Source organism: Glutamicibacter sp. BW78, from assembly GCF_002332245.1.
GTDB classification, from domain to species: domain Bacteria; phylum Actinomycetota; class Actinomycetes; order Actinomycetales; family Micrococcaceae; genus Arthrobacter_H; species Arthrobacter_H rhombi_A.
Genome location: NZ_NRGU01000030.1, coordinates 110542 through 127561, shown reverse-complemented (window position 1 = coordinate 127561; position 17020 = coordinate 110542). Strand labels below are relative to the sequence as shown.

Genomic DNA, 17020 nt, shown 5'->3' with positions numbered 1-17020 from the left:
CACCCCGCCCCAGGGTTGCGTTGCACACACCACCGGAGCTAAGGCGTGTCAGTCGGGCGCCGAAGGTCCTAGGATGTAAGCAATCCTCTGACGGCTTCGAAAGGTTCCCCGTGTCCGAGTTCAATCCCTTTGCCCTTGAAGGCCTCACCTACGACGACGTACTGCTGCTGCCCGGGCCCACGGACGTCATCCCTTCGGAAGCGGATACCTCCACGCGGCTGACCAAGCGGATCAACATCAACATCCCGTTGCTCTCCGCGGCCATGGATACGGTCACCGAGGCGCCGATGGCGATCTCGCTGGCCCGCCAAGGCGGCATCGGCATCATCCACCGCAACCTCTCCATCGACGACCAGGCCCGCCAGGTCGACCAGGTCAAGCGCAGTGAATCAGGGATGATCACCGACCCGGTGACCATCAGCCCGGATGCTACCTTGCAGGAGCTGGATGACCTCTGTGGCCACTACCGGGTCTCCGGACTGCCGGTCGTGGATGCGGAAAAGAAGCTGCTGGGCATCATCACCAACCGGGACACCCGCTTCATCCCCCTCGAACAGTTCCTGACCACCAAGGTCTACGAGGCGATGACCGCGATGCCGCTGATCACCGCGAGGGTCGGTGTTCCCCGCGATGAAGTCATCGCACTGTTGAGCAAGCACCGCATCGAGAAGCTCCCGCTGGTCGACGACGCCGGCGTCCTGCAGGGCCTGATCACCGTCAAGGACTTCGATAAGGCCGAGCAGTACCCGCTGGCCACCAAGGACGAGGAGGGGCGTCTGCGCGTTGGTGCAGCCGTCGGCTTCTTCGGTGAAGGTTACGACCGCGCCATGACCCTGGTCGAGGCAGGGGTTGACGTCCTGGTCGTGGATACGGCCAACGGCCACAGCCAGGGTGTGCTGGATATGATCGCCCGGCTGAAGAAGGACCCGGCGGCAGCCCATGTGGATGTCATCGGCGGTCAGGCGGCCACCCGTGAGGGGGCCCAGGCGATCATCGATGCCGGCGCGGACGCGATCAAGGTCGGGGTCGGTCCGGGCTCGATCTGCACCACGCGTATTGTCGCCGGCGTGGGTGTCCCGCAGATCACCGCCATCTACGAATCCGCCAAGGCGGCCATCCCCGCAGGCGTGCCACTGATCGCCGATGGCGGTCTGCAGCATTCGGGCGATATCGGCAAGGCCCTGGTCGCCGGCGCCGATTCGGTGATGCTCGGCTCCCTGTTGGCCGGCACGGCCGAATCCCCGGGTGAACTGGTCTTCATGAATGGCAAACAGTTCAAGGCCTACCGCGGCATGGGCTCCTTGGGCGCCATGCAAACCCGGGGGAAGAACACGTCCTTCTCGAAGGACCGCTACTTCCAGGCCGACGTCCCCTCGGACGAGAAGCTGATCCCCGAAGGCATCGAAGGCCAGGTTCCCTATCGCGGCCCGGTCGCAGCCGTCGCACACCAGTTGGTCGGCGGGCTTCACCAGACCATGTTCTACGTCGGCGGACGCACGATTCCGGCGTTGAAGGAGCGTGGGAAATTCGTGCGCATCACCGCTGCGGGGCTGAAGGAATCCCACCCCCACGACATCACGATGACCGTCGAAGCCCCGAACTACCGAACGCGCTAACCACGTGGCCCAGCCGAAGCAGCTCAAGAAGCTCACCCGTGAACGCATGGAGCGTACGGGGGAGTCCTACACCACAGCACGCAAGGCCCTCCTCGACGGCCGTCCCGAACGTCCCTCGGCGCGCCCCGCTCCAGCGGGTACCCCGATACGCGCGGGCGATCCGGCTGCCCGGTCGGGTCAACCGGCGGCGGATCCTCATGAGCTACCGGAGTACCCGGCACCGGCTGGGGTGACCCAGTACGACGCAGGTCTCTGGCACCGGGTGCTCACCCAGGCCGGGGTGGCCCACCCGCTGACCGGCCAGCCGCTCAGCGAGGCACTGCTGGCCGGCCTGGCCGGGGGCATCGGTTTCATGGTGTTCGTCTTCGACGATGCATCGACCACGACCGCCACGGTGGTCACCCGGGCCCACCCCGAGCCCTATACGGCGAATCTGTTAACCCGCAGCGGGGCAAAGGTTCGCGAGCAGAAGACCGGCAGCGCCCGGCTGGCTGCCCAATACTTGGACGCCGGACTGGACGCCGGCCGTGCCGTCGTCGTCCGGATCAGCAGGGCTTCCCTGCCGTGGATGGAGATCGGCATCGCCGATGAGGACGAACCAGTGGATGTGGCGGTACTCGGCGAACATGACGAGGAGGAGCTGATCATCGATGACGGCTCCGGGGAACTGCAGCTGATTGCCCCCGAAACCTTGGCCGCTGCCCGCAGTCGACTCAAGGCCCTGAAGAACTGGCAGGCATGGGTGCCTTCTTCCGGTGGGCCCGATGTTGAAACGCTGAAAAGAAACATCCTTCAAGCCATCGAAGAGACCACCGGGCGTCTGCTGGGGACCAGCGATCTGAACGACCTGCCGGCACACTTCGCCCCACAGGTGGGGATTACCGGCCTGCGCACTTGGGCCGGGCAACTGCGTGACACCACTTCGGCTCAGGGGTGGACCGGGCTCCTCTCCGAACCGGGCCGGCTGGCCCACGCCTTGGACACGGTCGTCGAGTTCCTCACCGATGGACGCTACGGAGGCCCGGGAGGACTGCGGGGACTCTACGCAGACTTCCTCGACGAGGCCTCGGAGCTGCCGGGCCTTGAACGGCTGGCCGAGTGCAGCCCCGACTACCGGGCTGTGGCCGGACAGTGGGATGAGCTGACCGACATGATTGATCCCGATATCGACCCGGATGAACGAAGCGGGCATTTCGCAGCCATCGCCGACCGGGTGGAGCCGTTGGCCGTGGCCGAGGAAAACGCGGCAACCCGACTCGTCGAGGTGCTCGCCACGATCAGCGAGTAGGCGGCGTCCGTGGCGGAGCGGCGACGGCGGGAAGAGCGCCGGAAAAACCGTTGTCACTTCGGGGATCATTTTTGTCGGCCCATGCGTTGTACCCGGTAGGATCAGTGAAACGAACTTATTGAGGAGAACACCATGGCCCGTGGGGGCAACCCGATGTTCCAGTCCAAGGCGTTCCGCGAGCAAATGCGGCCCGAGGGGAACACGACCACCAGTGACCAGCGCACGGCCGAGCCGATGAGCTCGCAGTCCCTGCAGGATCTCTACAACTCACCGTCAGCCTCACCGGCCCAGACCGGACGGCTGACCTATAACGACGTCGTCTCCAAGACCGTGCTGATGTGGGGCCTCCTGGTCATCACGGCAGTGATCGGCTGGCAGGTCCCGGCGCTGATGCTTCCAGGGATGCTCGTCGGCTTCGTGCTGGCGCTGGTCAACATCTTCAAGCGCGAGCCCTCCCCGGTGTTGATCATGCTCTATGCCGCGGCCGAAGGCGTGTTCCTCGGTGCCATCTCGGCGGTGTTGAACGGCATGTATGAGGGCATTGCCGTCCAGGCGGTACTGGCCACCTTCTCCGTCTTCGCCGTGACCCTGCTGCTTTACCGCTCCGGCAAATACCGGGCGACCCCGAAGATGACCAAGATGTTCACCATCGCCATGGGCGCCTACCTGCTGTTCAGCCTGGTGAACCTGGGCCTGATGCTGTTCGGCGTCACCGATTCCATGTTCGGACTCCGTTCGGGATGGATGGGCCTCGCGATCGGTGCGCTGGCCGTCCTGCTGGCCACCTACTCGCTGGTGCTGGACTTCACCCAGATCCAGCGCGGCGTCGAACAGGGCGCCCCGGCGAAGTTCGCCTGGACCGCAGCCTTCGGCCTGACCGTGACCATGGTGTGGCTGTACGTGGAGATTCTGCGCATCATCGCCATCATGCGAGAACTCTAGGCACGAATCCATCACGGACGACGGCGGTGCCCCTCAGGGTGCCGCCGTCGTCATGTATGCGGCACCCGGTTCCCCGCGGCGATATCGTAGGAGAACATCCAGCCAGGAAGGGAACAGCGATGAGTGGAACCACGGCCGCGCCCACGGGTCGGCAGTTCACGATCCGCGGCGGCGGAGCCGAAGCCGTCGTCACCGAATTGGCTGCGGCCCTGCGCATCTACCGCCGGAACGGCATCGACCTGGCCCAGCCCTTCGGTGAACACGAATTGCCGCCCTCCGGCTCGGGAATCCTGCTGGCCCCCTGGGGGAACCGGATCCGTGACGGGCGGTGGGAACTGGACAGGCAGACCCAGCAACTGGACCTGACCGAGGTGGCCAACGGCAACGCCATCCACGGCCTGCTGCGCAATACCGGATACCGCCTCGAGGCCTCCAGCGAATCGTTGATCTGCCTCTCGGCCGAGATCTTCCCGCAGCACGGTTTCCCCTTCCGGATGACCCATACCGTGACCTACGCCCTCGACGCAGAAGGCGGGCTCTCGGTCACCCAGGATTTGCTGAACCACAGTGAACGCAAGGCCCCCGCAGCACTCGGGGCCCACCCCTATCTACGGTTGGGGGAGGTGCCCACCGAAGAACTGCTGGTGACCGTGCAGGCCGACACCGTCCTGGAAACCGACGAACGACTCATCCCCACCGGGACCTCGCCCGTGGACGGGGATACTGATCTGCGCGCCGGACGCCGCGTGGGAGACCTGCGCATCGATATCGGCTTGACCGGACTGACCCTGCACGACGACGGGGTACACCACCACCGTCTCACCGCGCCCGACGGGCGGGCCGTCGGGCTGTGGGCCGATGCCGGCTTCGGGTACGCCCAAGTCTTCGTCACCGAGGGGTACGCCGGCCAGCCGTTGGCGGTGGCCATCGAGCCGATGACGGCGCCGGCGAATGCCTTCAATTCAGGTGACGGACTGACCTGGTTGGCCCCACATGAGCACCTGATCGGGCGTTGGGGCATCGAATCATGGCTCTAACCCCCGAGCCGGGACACCGCAACGTCACCGGGGATCTTCCGTATGGTGTGCGAATGGCCGCAGCCTGGAGCTGGCGAGTAGCCATCATCGTGGCCACGACGGGCCTGATGCTCTGGCTCCTCAGCCACGTTTCCCTGCTGGTCATCCCCCTGATGATCGCTGCACTTCTGGCCGGGTTGCTGATGCCGGTGGTGCGGTTGCTGCGGCGGTGGAAGCTCCCCAACGGGTTGGCCACCGGGGTCACCATGTTGCTGTTTTTGGCCGTCATCACCATTTTGCTCTCGCTGGTGGGGCGGACCATGGCCCGGGGCATGATGAGCCTATGGCAGCAGGCACTGGCCGGCGTTTCCCAGGTCCAGCACTGGCTATCGGACGGGCCACTCCAGCTGAGCAACCAAGACCTGGATCGCTACCTCGACGGGGCCCTGAGCCAGCTGCAATCCAATAGTGACACGATCCTCAGCGGTGCCGTGTCCTGGGGCAGTGCGCTCGGGCACGGTGCCGCCGGCCTGCTGCTGGCCCTCTTCTCGTTGGTCTTCTTCCTCCTCGAAGGCGAACGCATCTGGACGTTCGTGGTGGGGCTGATGCCCCGTCGGGCCCGCGCCGCGACCGATGGCGCCGGACGCCGGGGCTGGATCAGCCTGGTCAACTACACCAGGGTGCAGCTCTTTGTCGCCTTCATCGACGCCGTCGGTATCGGTGTTGGTGCCGCCATCCTCGGGGTACCGCTGGCCTTTCCGTTGGGTGGACTGGTCTTCCTGGGCTCGTTCATCCCCATCATCGGTGCGCTGGCCACCGGCGCCCTGGCCGTCCTCTTGGCCCTGGTGGCCAACGGCTGGATCAACGCGCTCGTCATGCTCGCCGTCGTCCTGCTGGTCCAGCAGGCAGAATCTCATATCTTGCAGCCGCTGGTCATGGGCAGGGCGGTGAGCCTCCACCCCTTGGCCGTCGTCTTGGCCGTGACCGGCGGCACGCTCATTGCCGGTATCACCGGCGCCCTGTTCGCCGTGCCGGTGATGGCCGTGCTGAACACCATGATCCGCTATATTTCGGCGCGCGGCTGGGAAACCCCCGGGGCGTGGGCCGTGGATGGCGATCCGCCCCCGGGTCCCAGCGCGCCATTCACTGCGCCGGCAGACCTCGACGGCGAAACCGATGCCGTCCCGTCGCCCGGCCCCCGCACCGGAGAACCCCCCCGGTGACCGACTCCCTTGATGAAAGCGTCCCCATGCAGCAGCCACCCGATACCACCACCCACCAGACCCTGCCCGTCTCCCTGGCCGATATCGAAGCAGCCGCCGAGCTCCTGGAGGGCGTCATCGCGCACACCCCGGTGGAACACTCCCGTGCCTTGGGAACCTTGACCGGCAGCGATGTCTACCTCAAATGCGAGAACCTCCAGCGTGCTGGTTCCTTCAAGGTCCGTGGCGCCTATGTGCGCATGGCCCGGCTGAGCGAGGAAGAGAAGGCCCGCGGTGTCGTCGCCGCTTCGGCCGGCAACCACGCCCAGGGTGTCGCCGTGGCCGCCGCACGACTGGGTATCACCGCCAGGATCTATATGCCGTTGGGTGTGGCCCTGCCCAAACTCACCGCGACCAAGGATCACGGTGCCGAAGTGATCCTGCACGGGCATAACGTCGATGAGGCGCTTGCGGAGGCCCAACGCTATGCCGACGCCACCGGAGCGGTGTTTGTGCACCCCTTCGACAACGCCGACATCATTGCCGGTCAGGGAACCATCGGGTTGGAGCTGCTGGAACAACTGCCCGACGTCGACACCGTGCTCATGGGAGTCGGTGGGGGAGGCCTGCTGGCCGGCGTGGCGACGGCGGTGAAAGCCAAGGCCCGCGAACAGGGCCGGGAGATCCGGGTCATCGGCGTCCAAGCCGAGAATGCTGCCTCCTATCCGCCCTCGCTGGCCGCCGACGCGCTCGTGCCCTTGGAGAAGGTTTCCACGATCGCCGACGGCATCGCCGTGGGCCGTCCGGGCCAACTGCCGTTCACGATCATCCGTGAGCTGGTGGACGACGTCGTGACGGTCAGCGAAGATGCGCTGGCCCGGGCCCTGGTGTTCTTGCTGGAGCGCTCCAAACTCGTGGTGGAACCGGCGGGCGCCGTCGGGGTCGCGGCCCTGTTGGAGGGCAAACTGGCCGAACTGGGCATCGATTCTCAGCGCACCGCCGTCGTCCTCTCGGGAGGCAATATCGACCCGTTGCTGCTGCTGAAGGTGATCCAGCGTGGCCTCGCGGTCGCTGGACGCTACCTGACGGTGCGGATGATGCTCGATGACCGGGCCGGAGAGCTGGCCACGATTTCCCGGGTGATCGCCGAATCCGATGCCAACGTCACCGGAGTGGACCACACCAGGATCGGTGGTTCGCTGTCGATGGGGGATGTGGCCATCACCATTGATATGGAGACCAAGGGCCACCTGCATTCCGAACAGGTGCTGGACAACTTGCGCGCGGAAGGCTTCCAGCCGCTCATCATCACCACCTGAGCAGGTTTTCTGGTTAAAAACCTGCGGCCTGCATCTCCCCGGGGGGAGATGCAGGCCGCAGCGGCAGGTACTTAGCCGACGTAAGGCGTCGCGGAAATGATCTCCACGTCGATCGACTTACCGTTCGGCGCGGTGTAGCTGAGCTTATCGCCGACCTTCTTGCCATGGACGGCAGCGCCGATGGGTGACTTTTCGCTGTAGACCTCGAGACCCGAGTCGCCGGCGACTTCGCGGCTGCCGAAGAGGAAGGTGGTTTTGTCGCCGGCGATATTCGCCTCGACGAGCATGCCGGGCTCCACCACGCCATCATCGGCCGGGGCGTCGCCGACTTCGGCTTTCTGCAGGAAGTCCGAGAGGTACTGGATCCGGGCTTCGGCTTTGCCCTGTTCCTCCTTGGCGGCATGGTAGCCACCATTTTCTTTCAGGTCGCCCTCGGAACGGGCCTGCTCGATCTTGTCGACGATCTCAGCGCGGCCGGGACCCTGCAGGTGCTCAAGTTCAGCGGACAAGCGGTCGTATGCCTCCTGGGTGAGCCAGAGAGCCGGTTCATGGTTGGTGGTCAACGTACTTCTCCTTGTAGTAAATGGGCCGGTCGGATGACCGGCCACTGAACTGCAGTGTTTGCCCCGCCCGAGGCGATGCAAGCAAAGACCCCGCCATACGTGGTGAAGAACCGCGGTCCGTCACCAGTTCAAGGCGGGGTGGATCGTATGTGAACGATTTTAGCCATTATCCGGCGAAACCCCAAGTGGCCTACCCCACGGTGGTCATACTTGGCCTAGCCGGCGACCCAACAGGTGGTCACTCCACCGGTGACTCCGAGCGATTCGGTGCGCAGGTCAAAGTCCTTGATGATCGTTTCGCGTCCGGTGCCTTCGGTGGCCCCGAACGTGACGGTCTTCCAACCGACGACGGCGTAGGACTCATTCATCACCCGCACATTGCATGAAACGGTGTCCCGGGGCTTCTTTTCCAGCTGGATGGTGACGTTGGCGCTCGTGTTTGAGGTGATGTCGAACGCAACATCTTTGCTCGAATAGGGCTTGACGTTCCACCAGGCGACCACGCCTGCGGCGATGATCGCCAGGACGAGGGCCACGGAGATCATGACGATTTTGCGCCGCCGGGTCAGGCCGCGCTTGGGTGCGCCATAACGATTGGCTACGCTGGACGGTGGCGCGTCGTCCGTTGAAGGAGGGGGCGCCGGCTGCTGGGTGTTCATCCCCACCAGTCTAGGTCTTTTCGCAGGACGGCAAACCGGCCGTCCTGATGGCATTGAGGAGCAGCTCATCGTGGAAGAATCCCGGGTCGTTCCCGTCCCGCCGTCAGAGGGTTTCCGACTTCTGGCTGTCCATGCCCACCCGGATGACGAGTCCAGTAAGGGTGCGGCCATGATGGCCGCCTACGCCCAGGCCGGGGCGCGTGTCATGGTGGCCTCCTGCACCGGTGGGGAACGCGGAGACATTCTCAACGCGTCCGCAGGCGAACTGGCCCACGCCCACCGGGATCTGGCGGGCCTGCGTCGCAAGGAAATGGCCGAAGCCGCCGCCGCGTTGGGCATCGAGCACCGGTGGATCGGTTTCGTGGACTCGGGCCTTCCGCAGGGGGACCCGCTGCCACCGCTGCCTTTCGGGTCCTTCGCCACCCAGAGCCTCGAGCGGGCTGCCGCCCCGTTGGTGAAATTGATTCGTGAGTTCCGTCCCCAGGTGATGACCACCTACGACGAAAATGGGGGATACCCGCATCCGGACCACATCATGACCCACCGGGTATCCGTCGAGGCTTTCGAAGCAGCTGCCGATCCCGCCCGCTACCCCGAACTGGGTGAGCCGTGGGAGGTCTCCAAGCTCTACTACGACCGCGCCTTCAGCCCGGACCGTATTCGCACCTTGCACTACGCCATGGTGGAGAACGGCATTGATTCCCCCTACGAAGAGCGGGTCAAGGCCTTTGAAGCGCACCCCGACGAAGAGATGTTCCGCTGGGTCAGCCCGCACGAGACCACGACGCAGATCGCCTGCTCCGACTTCTTTGAAGCCCGTGACCGCGCCTTGGTGGCACACCGGACGCAGATCGACCCGGCGGGCTTCTTCTTTGCCGTTCCCACGTGGGTCTACGAAAAGTATTGGCCCTGGGAGGACTACACGTTGGTCACCTCCCGTGTCGAAGCCCCGACACCCGAAACAGATCTTTTCGCGGGTCTACGCTAAGTCTGCCGTTGTCCGCCTCACGGGTAGACTAGGCGGGCCGGCCAGGGCCGGTACCCACCAAGAAAGAGCAAAAGTGAACCTGTTGTCTTCAGTGCTGGTCGCCGCCAGCTCCGCTCCGGCTGTCCCCACCGGAGATGCCGCCCGTGAGATCGGCCCGGGCTTCGCGGGTTTCGTTGCCACCGCGGCGATGGTGATCGTGGTGATCTTCCTGATCAGGGACATGACACGGCGCATCCGGCGGGTCCGTTATGCCGGAACCGCTGAGGAACGCCAAAACGAATTGGTGGAACGCGGGCGCGAACGCCAGGCGGCCAGCGACGAGTTCCCGCCACGCAGCAACCCGGGCCCCGATGGCAGTATTCATTTCGGCGACGGGACCGAGAACGACGACGACGGCCAGGGCCCGGCCCGCTGATCCGTGGGATCTGGCGTTCCCTCGCAGTTCCGGCCCGGGGGGAACCAGCCGCCGCCAGCAGGGCCCTGTGCTGGATTGTGTGTTTTGCCACGCTCCGTCTAATATTGCCGAGGCGTGGTCTGCGCCACAATCGCGTCGTGCATTCCGGCGCGCTGTAATTCAGTTGACCGGAGGACCGTCATCAAGTTGCTCAAATCATTCCCGCTGCTCGGTTGGGTCATCATCGCCATCGTCTTGGGAGTCCTGACCGGCCCCGTGATGCCTGCCTGGCTCGGCGGGGTTTTCATGACCTACAACTCGATCTTCTCTGGCTTCCTGGGCTTCATCGTGCCGCTGATTATCCTCGGGCTCGTCATGCCCGCGATCGCCGAACTCGGTAAGGGCGCCGGCAAATGGCTGGGGGTGACGGCGTTGATCGCGTATGGCTCCACGGTGTTGGCTGGACTGCTGGCCTACTTCGTGAGTCGTTGGCTGTTCACCTCGTCGCTGGCGGGCGGGGGCCTGGATACCATCGGCGAAGATTCCGGATCCGGTTTCAGCCCCTACCTCACGGTGGTGGCCAGCGCAGGAGATTCTGCCACGGAAATCGTTCTAGAACCGGTCATCGGTGTCATGAGCGCGCTGGTCCTGGCTTTTATCATCGGCATCGGCCTGACGGCATTCCGCAGCAAGGTGCTGTTCCGGGGAGCCGTCGAGTTCCGCACCATCATCGAGATCGTGATTCGGCGCATCATTGTGCCGGCCCTGCCCCTGTTCATCTTCGGGATCTTCATGGATCTTTCCGCCAGCGGCTCCGCGGTCACGGTCCTCACGAAGTTCCTGCTCGTGGCAGTGGTCTCCTTTGCCTTGACCTTCGTCGTGCTGCTGGCGCAGTACTCGGTGGCCGGCGGAATGGCCGGGGTGAACCCGTTGAAGGCCCTATGGAATATGCGTGACGCGTACTTCACCGCGCTGGGTACCTCCTCGTCGGCGGCGACGATTCCGGTGACCCTGGCCTCGACGAAAAAGAATAACGTCTCCGACTCCATTGCGGGCTTCGTGGTTCCGCTGTGTGCCACCATCCACCTCTCCGGGTCGATGGTGAAGATCACCTGCTTCTCGTTCGCCGTCCTGCTACTCACGGGCGGGGAAACCAGCTTCGGCTCCTACCTGCCGTTCATCCTGATGCTGGGTGTCATGATGATTGCCGCTCCGGGCGTGCCCGGCGGGGCGATCGCCGCGGCTGCCGGGCTGCTCACGCAGATGCTCGGGTTCGGCGAGGCAGAGGTGGGGCTCATGTTCGCCGCCTATATTGCTCTGGACAGCTTCGGCACGGCCACGAATGTGACCGGCGATGGCGCCATCGCGATGATCATGAATAAGCTCACCAGCGGCAACCTTGGCGCGCAGGCACAAGATCCGGCCGACGAGGACGTCGCAGCGGGAGAAGCCCCGGGGGCGACGGCCCACACCCTGGGGTAGCAACCCCTTCCTGCGGTCGGGAAGCGGCATCCGGAAGGCTGCTAAAACCATTCCGGGCACTACTGATCAAGATCAGTAGTGCCCGGAATTCTTTGGTTGCTGGCGTTCCCGCGGGAGCGACGGTGGGGGGCTAGCGGCGGATCATCGACAACCGGTAGGTCTCCGGCCCCTCCTCGACATACTCCACGGCAAACTGACCGGCGGCACGCTGCTCCAGTTGGGCCAAGAGCGGCAACGGGTTGTGGTTGGCGATCAGCAAGATGCCCCGGCCCGGGGCCAAGCCCTCCAACGCACCAAAGATCGTCGCATGGCGGATGGCATGCGGGATGACCCGGGTGTCCAGCTCCGCCAGACCTTCCTCGTCGTGTCCACCGCAGGCACAACCCCCGCCGGCGGGCGCCGAAACAGCTGCGACACCGCCGTCGGACTCCTCCTGGGTTGCGGAGTCCTTTGAGGGGGCGGAAAGATCGGCCAGTACGCGGTTGAGGTCTACCTCCGGGGAGGCGGCCAAGACCGGAAGAGCCTCCGTGGAAGCCATCTCCAATGCCGTGACCGCAGCCTGCGCCGCAGCACCTGCCCGGCCTTCGGAGGGCTGTTCGGTGAGCCGGGTGGAAGCCGTTGCGGCCGCCGTGGTGGCGTGGTCCAGCAACCGGGCGACCAAGGCGGTATCGGTTTTGTTGCCTGCGGCGGCCAAGCTGCGGGTCAGGGCGCCCAGTCCGGGATCAATATCGGAGGTGAGTGTCCGCTGCAAAGCGGCGGGATCCCCTGACTGGGAGGCCACCTTTGAAGACCACTCGGCCAGTAGTTGACGGATCGATTCGAGCGCGGTGGCCGAGGTCTGCGATGAGGCCAAAGTGAGGTTCTCCACGGTGTTCTCCTGGGTTGACGGGAGGCGAATGGTGCCCTGAGACGAACTTTACTACAATATATTCCGTGGTAAATAATAATCCGAATAACCTCGTCGCCCGGTCAGGGATGGGCCCCCGCCCGGCTGCCGTGGAGGAACCACAAGCCATGTCTCGGGCCCGGCGAGACCTGCTCACCCGGTTGGGTGAATACGGCGGGGCGTGCCCCGTTGATCAGCTCGCACGTTCCTGCGGACAACATCCCAACACCGTTCGCGAGCATCTGGAAGCACTCGTCGAATCCGGTCACGTACAGCGCGCCCCGGCGCCGCAACCGGCTGGTCGAGGTCGCCCGGCCCGGCTCTACCAGGTCGCTGAGCAGGCCACGGCACCGGCGGCCGCCGCCACCCTGGCCTCGGTGCTCGCCGCACAACTGGCGGCACGCCCCGATGCCCCAGCGGAAGGCATCGCCGCAGGCCGTGCCTGGGCCGCAACACTGCGCACCGGGCCACCGGAAGCGATCCCGAATCACCGCCCGAGTGTCCAGGAGGTCAGCGAAAACATCGCCGGCGCACTGACCGAAACCGGGTTCGCCGCCGAACAGTCCGCCGAGGACGCCACGGTGCTGCGCTTGACCCGCTGCCCGTTGCTGGATGCGGCGCGGGAACACCCCGACGTCGTCTGCTCCGTCCACCTCGGATTGGTGCAGGGGCTCCTGGATGACGCAGGTGCCTCCGGAACACGGGCGCAACTGCTGCCTTTCGCCGCCAGCGACGCGTGCCTGCTGCGGCTGGACCCCCCGAGTGCCTCATGAGCCGTACCACCGCCGTCCCGGTGCGGGGCCGACTGTTCCGCCGTCCAGGCGTCCGGCTGCTGTTCCTCGCACCCGGAGGGGCGGCAATGCTGCTGGGGCTGAACGCCGCGCTGTTCCTGCTGGGACTGCCACATCTGCCGTTCGGCCAGCACCTGGCTGCCAGCCACGGCATGCTCCTGGTCTTCGGATTCATCGGTACCGTCATCGCCCCGGAACGAGCCGTCGCGTGGGGAAGGGCCCCGGGATACCTGGCACCGACGCTGCTAGGGCTCGGAGGCCTGGCCCTGGTGTCGCCCCTGCCACTGGAGGTCGGCAAGACGCTGCTGTTGTTGGGAAGCCTTGGACTCTTGTGGGTCTACATCCCGCTCTGGCGGCGACAACGTGAAGCAGCGGTGCTCATCCAGATTCTCGGGGCGGCTTCCGCCATCGCGGCCACGGCCCTGTGGCTGCGTATTGCCGATACGGCACCGCTACTCCCACTGCTCGTCGTCTTTGTGGTCCTGACCATTGGTGGGGAACGGCTTGAACTAGCACGCATCCACATTGGATCCTCTGCAGCGGAACCCCTTCTGGTCGGGCTGTCGACCCTGCTGTTGGCAGCCGGTATGGGCGCCGTCCTGTGGCCCCGAGCCGGAACGGTGCTGTTCGGTCTCGCCTTGGGGGCTCTGGTGGTGTGGCTGACGGTTTATGACGTCGCCCGACAGACGATCCGCGCCATCGGCCTGCCACGCTACATCGCCTGGTGCCTGCTGGTTGGCTATGGCTGGTTGGCGGTGGCCGCCGCCATCTTCTTGGTGGCCGGACTTCGCGGGGGACCCCCGGGCGGGGCCGGCTATGACGCGGCGACCCATGCGGTGTTCCTGGGCTTCACCTTGTCCATGATCATGGCCCACGCCCCCGTGATCTTGCCCGCCGTGCTGCGCCGGCCCCTGCCCTACCGCCCGGTCCTGATCCTGCCGGCGGTCCTGCTGCATGTCTCTCTCGCGCTGCGGGTCTTCGTCGCCGACGTCCTGGATGACGGGGCGACGCGACAATTCGCCGGCGTGCTGAACATCATCGCCGTCATGCTCTTCGCCGGCCTGGCGGCGGGCCTGGTGATCTCCGGCAGCCGGAGCGCATCACGGACACCAGCTCGACGAAAGGGTTCCGGCACCGCATGAAGATCCCCACAGTCCCCGGGGCATCCTCCCCTGGATCCCGGCCGACCCCCGGGCCGGATCCGGCGCGGTTCTCCCGTGCGCAGTGGCATCTGCGGGCCAATGCCCCGATGCTGTTCTGGCTGATCGCCCTAGCGGTCGTCGTCGCGGCCCACCGGTTCCTTCCGGTGGCGACCTGGTTGATGGTGCACCTGCTCCTGCTGGGCGCGATCGGCAACGCCATCATGGTCTGGAGTTCGCATTTTGCCCAGGCACTGCTCCGGGGCCCGGATCATGGTCGCGTCCATCTGGCCTGGAGGCTGGTCGGGCTGAATGCCGGGGTGATCGCCACCGTCGTCGGCATGGTCGCCAACCTCTGGGTGCTGGTACTGAGCGGGAGCATCCTGGTCGGCGCCGCCTTCGCCCTGCACGGGATCTCCTTCGCCGTGCGGGCCAGCAAGGCCTTGCCCTCGCGTTTCGGCGCCACGGTGAATTACTACATCGCCGCCAGCTGGTTATTGCCCGTTGGTGCGGCGCTCGGTGCCCTGCTGGCCGCCGGGTACGGCGGCGAGATCCGTCAGCGGCTCCTGGTCGCCCATGCGGTGATCAACGTCCTGGGGTTCGTGGGGCTAACCGTTTTGGGCACCTTGGCGACCCTGTTACCGACCATGCTGCGGACCCGGGTGGCCGAGGGGGCGGAATCGGCGGTGCGCCACGGTTGGCTCCCGCTGCTGGGCGGCGTCGCCGTGGCAGGGGCAGGGTCGGGCCTGGGGTGGATGTGGTTGGTTGCCGCCGGCTTGGTGATCTACGTCGGGGGGATCATCCATTCGGCGCTTCCGGTGATCCGGGCGATCCTGGGCAAACCACCGACGGACTTTGCTCCACTCTCCGCGGGCGCCTCCCTGCTGTGGCTGACCGGTTCGGTGGCGGTCCTGGCCGTGATGGCCGGGAGGGGGCCCTCGTGGGAGACGCTGTACGAGCAGGTCCAGTCGGTGGTCCCGGCGCTCGCTGCAGGTTTTGCGTCCCAGGTACTCCTCGGGGCGCTGAGCTATTTGCTGCCGGTGGTCCTCGGTGGGGGACCCGCGGTGTTCAAGGTCCGCGCAGCTGTGTTCAACTCAGCAGCCGGGGCCCGACTGGTCTTGTTGAATCTCGGTCTGGGAGTGGCGCTGCTGCCCGTGCCGAGCTGGGTCAAGGTCACCACAGCCACCCTGGTGCTCGTGGTCCTGGTGTGGTTCTTGATCCTGGTGCTCAAGGGCCTCCGCGCAGGAAAGGCCTCCACGGTCGCCCCGCAAGAAGTAGCTGGCAGTGAGCAGCCCGGGAAACGGCTGATGATGAGCGCGGTGGCCGGGCTGACCGGCGTCGTCCTGGCTGTTGCCCTCGGGATCGTCGCCGACCCGGCAGCTGCAGGAGTAGGGGCCAGTGCCACCACCGAGGGGGAGTCAGGTGCCGGGTCGGCCCAGCAGGGGCCTGTGGCCACGGGGGACACCACCCACGTGCAGATGTCGATGAAGGATATGCGCTTCACCCCCGACACTGTTCATGTTCCCGTAGGGGACCGGCTGGTCATTGACGTGGTGAATCAGGACGATAGGGTCCACGACCTGCTGACGGCCAACGGTGCCGCCTCGGGCAGGGTGGCTCCCGGAGCCCATCGAAAGGTCGACGCCGGGGTGATCACCGCCGATACCGAAGGCTGGTGTTCGCTGGCCGGACATCGGCAGATGGGCATGGTGTTCACCATCATTGCCGATGGTGCGCAGGACTCTGCCGCGGCGGACTCGGAGCCCCTGAAGGGGATGGACTCGAAGGACCATGGCGGCCACGGAGGCTCAGCTGAGGACGCATCGGGCACCGCCGGGAACCCGGCAGCAGGGTTCGACCCGATGCGCGCCCCCGGCCAGGGGTTCGTTGCCCGCGATGCCCGGTTGCCGGCAGCCTCGCAGGCCCCCACGCATCACTACACCCTGACCGCCCAGGACACCGAACGTGATGTCGGCGCCGACTATGCGCAAACGCTCTGGACCTATAACGGCACGGCCCCGGGGCCGACGCTCCGGGGCACAGTGGGGGACAAATTCCGCATCACGTTGCGCAACGAGGGGACCACCGGGCACTCCATCGACTTTCACGCCGGAGCACTGGCACCGGACCGGCCCATGCGGACCATCGAGCCGGGAGAGGAGCTGACCTACACGTTCACCGCCACCCGTGCTGGCGCCTGGCTCTACCACTGCTCCACGATGCCCATGTCCGTGCACATCGCCAACGGCATGTTCGGTGCGGTGATCATCGACCCGCCCGATCTGGCCCCCGTGGACCATGAATTCATCATGGTCCAGAACGAGTTGTACCTCGGGAAACCGGGCGGGACGGCTGACCAGACAAAAATCGATGCCGAAACCCCCGACGCGGTGGTCTTCAACGGGTACGCGTCCCAGTACGCCTTTGATCCCCTCCACGTGAAAGTGGGCGAGCGGGCGCGATTCTGGATTGTGGCGGCCGGACCGAACCGGGGCTCGGCATTCCATGTGATCGGCGGCCAATTCGACACCACCTATCGGGAGGGGCGTTACCTCCTGGATGGTTCGGACCCCCATGCCGGATCCCAGACCCTGGACATCGGGGTGGCGCAGGGCGGCTTCGCGGAACTCGAATTCACCGAGGCGGGGAACTATCCGTTTGTTTCCCACTCCATGGTCGACGCCGAACGCGGCGCCCGGGGCATCATCAAGGTGACCCGCTAGCCGGTGCTCTGC

General features: G+C 65.7%; 15 protein-coding genes. 12 read left to right on the top strand and 3 right to left on the bottom strand.

Annotation, left to right across the window (positions count from 1 at the left end; genetic code table 11):
* Positions 1-110 precede the first annotated feature (110 nt).
* The 6 genes from guaB (at position 111) to ilvA (ending at position 7383) form a co-directional block, all read left to right on the top strand.
* Positions 111-1616 carry an IMP dehydrogenase gene (gene guaB, locus CIK75_RS04975; protein WP_096223347.1) on the top strand — a complete coding sequence of 502 codons (1506 nt, stop codon included), beginning with the start codon at positions 111-113 and terminating at the stop codon, positions 1614-1616.
* 4 nt (positions 1617-1620) lie between these two features.
* Positions 1621-2904, top strand: coding sequence for a BtrH N-terminal domain-containing protein (locus CIK75_RS04970; RefSeq protein ID WP_096223346.1), 1284 nt, complete (start codon positions 1621-1623; stop codon positions 2902-2904).
* A gap of 132 nt (positions 2905-3036) precedes the next feature.
* On the top strand, positions 3037-3846 hold the full coding sequence (locus CIK75_RS04965; RefSeq protein WP_096223345.1) for a Bax inhibitor-1/YccA family protein: 810 nt from the start codon (positions 3037-3039) through the stop codon (positions 3844-3846).
* Positions 3847-3965: 119 nt separating this feature from the next.
* Entirely contained in the window at positions 3966-4883 is a 918-nt protein-coding gene (locus CIK75_RS04960; protein ID WP_096223344.1) for an aldose 1-epimerase family protein, read from the top strand.
* On the top strand, positions 4874-6085 hold the full coding sequence (locus CIK75_RS04955; protein WP_096223343.1) for an AI-2E family transporter: 1212 nt from the start codon (positions 4874-4876) through the stop codon (positions 6083-6085). Before CIK75_RS04960 ends, CIK75_RS04955 begins: the two co-directional genes overlap by 10 nt.
* A 26-nt stretch (positions 6086-6111) precedes the next feature.
* Entirely contained in the window at positions 6112-7383 is a 1272-nt protein-coding gene (ilvA, locus tag CIK75_RS04950) for a threonine ammonia-lyase (protein WP_096223406.1), read from the top strand.
* 71 nt (positions 7384-7454) lie between these two features.
* On the opposite strand, the gene greA is transcribed toward ilvA, so the two are convergent.
* Both greA and CIK75_RS04940 read right to left on the bottom strand, forming a co-directional pair.
* Positions 7455-7946, bottom strand: a complete 492-nt coding sequence (gene greA, locus CIK75_RS04945) for a transcription elongation factor GreA (RefSeq protein ID WP_087000423.1) — start codon at positions 7944-7946, stop codon at positions 7455-7457.
* Positions 7947-8161: 215 nt separating this feature from the next.
* Positions 8162-8605, bottom strand: coding sequence for a DUF4307 domain-containing protein (locus CIK75_RS04940; RefSeq protein ID WP_087000426.1), 444 nt, complete (start codon positions 8603-8605; stop codon positions 8162-8164).
* A 70-nt stretch (positions 8606-8675) separates the two neighbouring features.
* Here CIK75_RS04940 and mca point away from each other — a divergent pair, with 70 nt between their 5' ends.
* The 3 genes from mca (at position 8676) to CIK75_RS04925 (ending at position 11469) form a co-directional block, all read left to right on the top strand.
* The gene (gene mca, locus CIK75_RS04935) at positions 8676-9593 is read left to right on the top strand and encodes a mycothiol conjugate amidase Mca (protein WP_096223405.1); all 918 of its coding nucleotides are present in this window, start codon (positions 8676-8678) and stop codon (positions 9591-9593) included.
* A gap of 91 nt (positions 9594-9684) precedes the next feature.
* Entirely contained in the window at positions 9685-10008 is a 324-nt protein-coding gene (locus tag CIK75_RS04930) for a hypothetical protein (protein WP_241895341.1), read from the top strand.
* A gap of 180 nt (positions 10009-10188) precedes the next feature.
* Positions 10189-11469, top strand: coding sequence for a dicarboxylate/amino acid:cation symporter (locus CIK75_RS04925; protein WP_096223404.1), 1281 nt, complete (start codon positions 10189-10191; stop codon positions 11467-11469).
* A 130-nt stretch (positions 11470-11599) separates the two neighbouring features.
* Here the strand turns inward: CIK75_RS04925 and CIK75_RS16635 are convergent, their stop codons facing one another.
* On the bottom strand, positions 11600-12337 hold the full coding sequence (locus CIK75_RS16635) for a DUF2249 domain-containing protein (RefSeq protein ID WP_343251890.1): 738 nt from the start codon (positions 12335-12337) through the stop codon (positions 11600-11602).
* 65 nt (positions 12338-12402) lie between these two features.
* Between CIK75_RS16635 and CIK75_RS04915 the strand changes: the two genes are divergently transcribed.
* From CIK75_RS04915 to CIK75_RS04905, 3 genes are read left to right on the top strand one after another with little or no spacing between them, the layout of a single operon-like run.
* A complete protein-coding gene (locus CIK75_RS04915) occupies positions 12403-13128 on the top strand; it encodes a helix-turn-helix domain-containing protein (protein ID WP_198962393.1) in 726 nt (241 codons plus the stop codon).
* Positions 13125-14288: a hypothetical protein gene (locus CIK75_RS04910; RefSeq protein ID WP_096223341.1), complete on the top strand. Its 1164-nt coding sequence runs from the start codon at positions 13125-13127 to the stop codon at positions 14286-14288. The genes CIK75_RS04915 and CIK75_RS04910 overlap by 4 nt, the downstream gene beginning before the upstream one ends.
* Positions 14285-17008, top strand: coding sequence for a multicopper oxidase domain-containing protein (locus tag CIK75_RS04905; protein ID WP_096223340.1), 2724 nt, complete (start codon positions 14285-14287; stop codon positions 17006-17008). Before CIK75_RS04910 ends, CIK75_RS04905 begins: the two co-directional genes overlap by 4 nt.
* Positions 17009-17020: the final 12 nt, after the last annotated feature.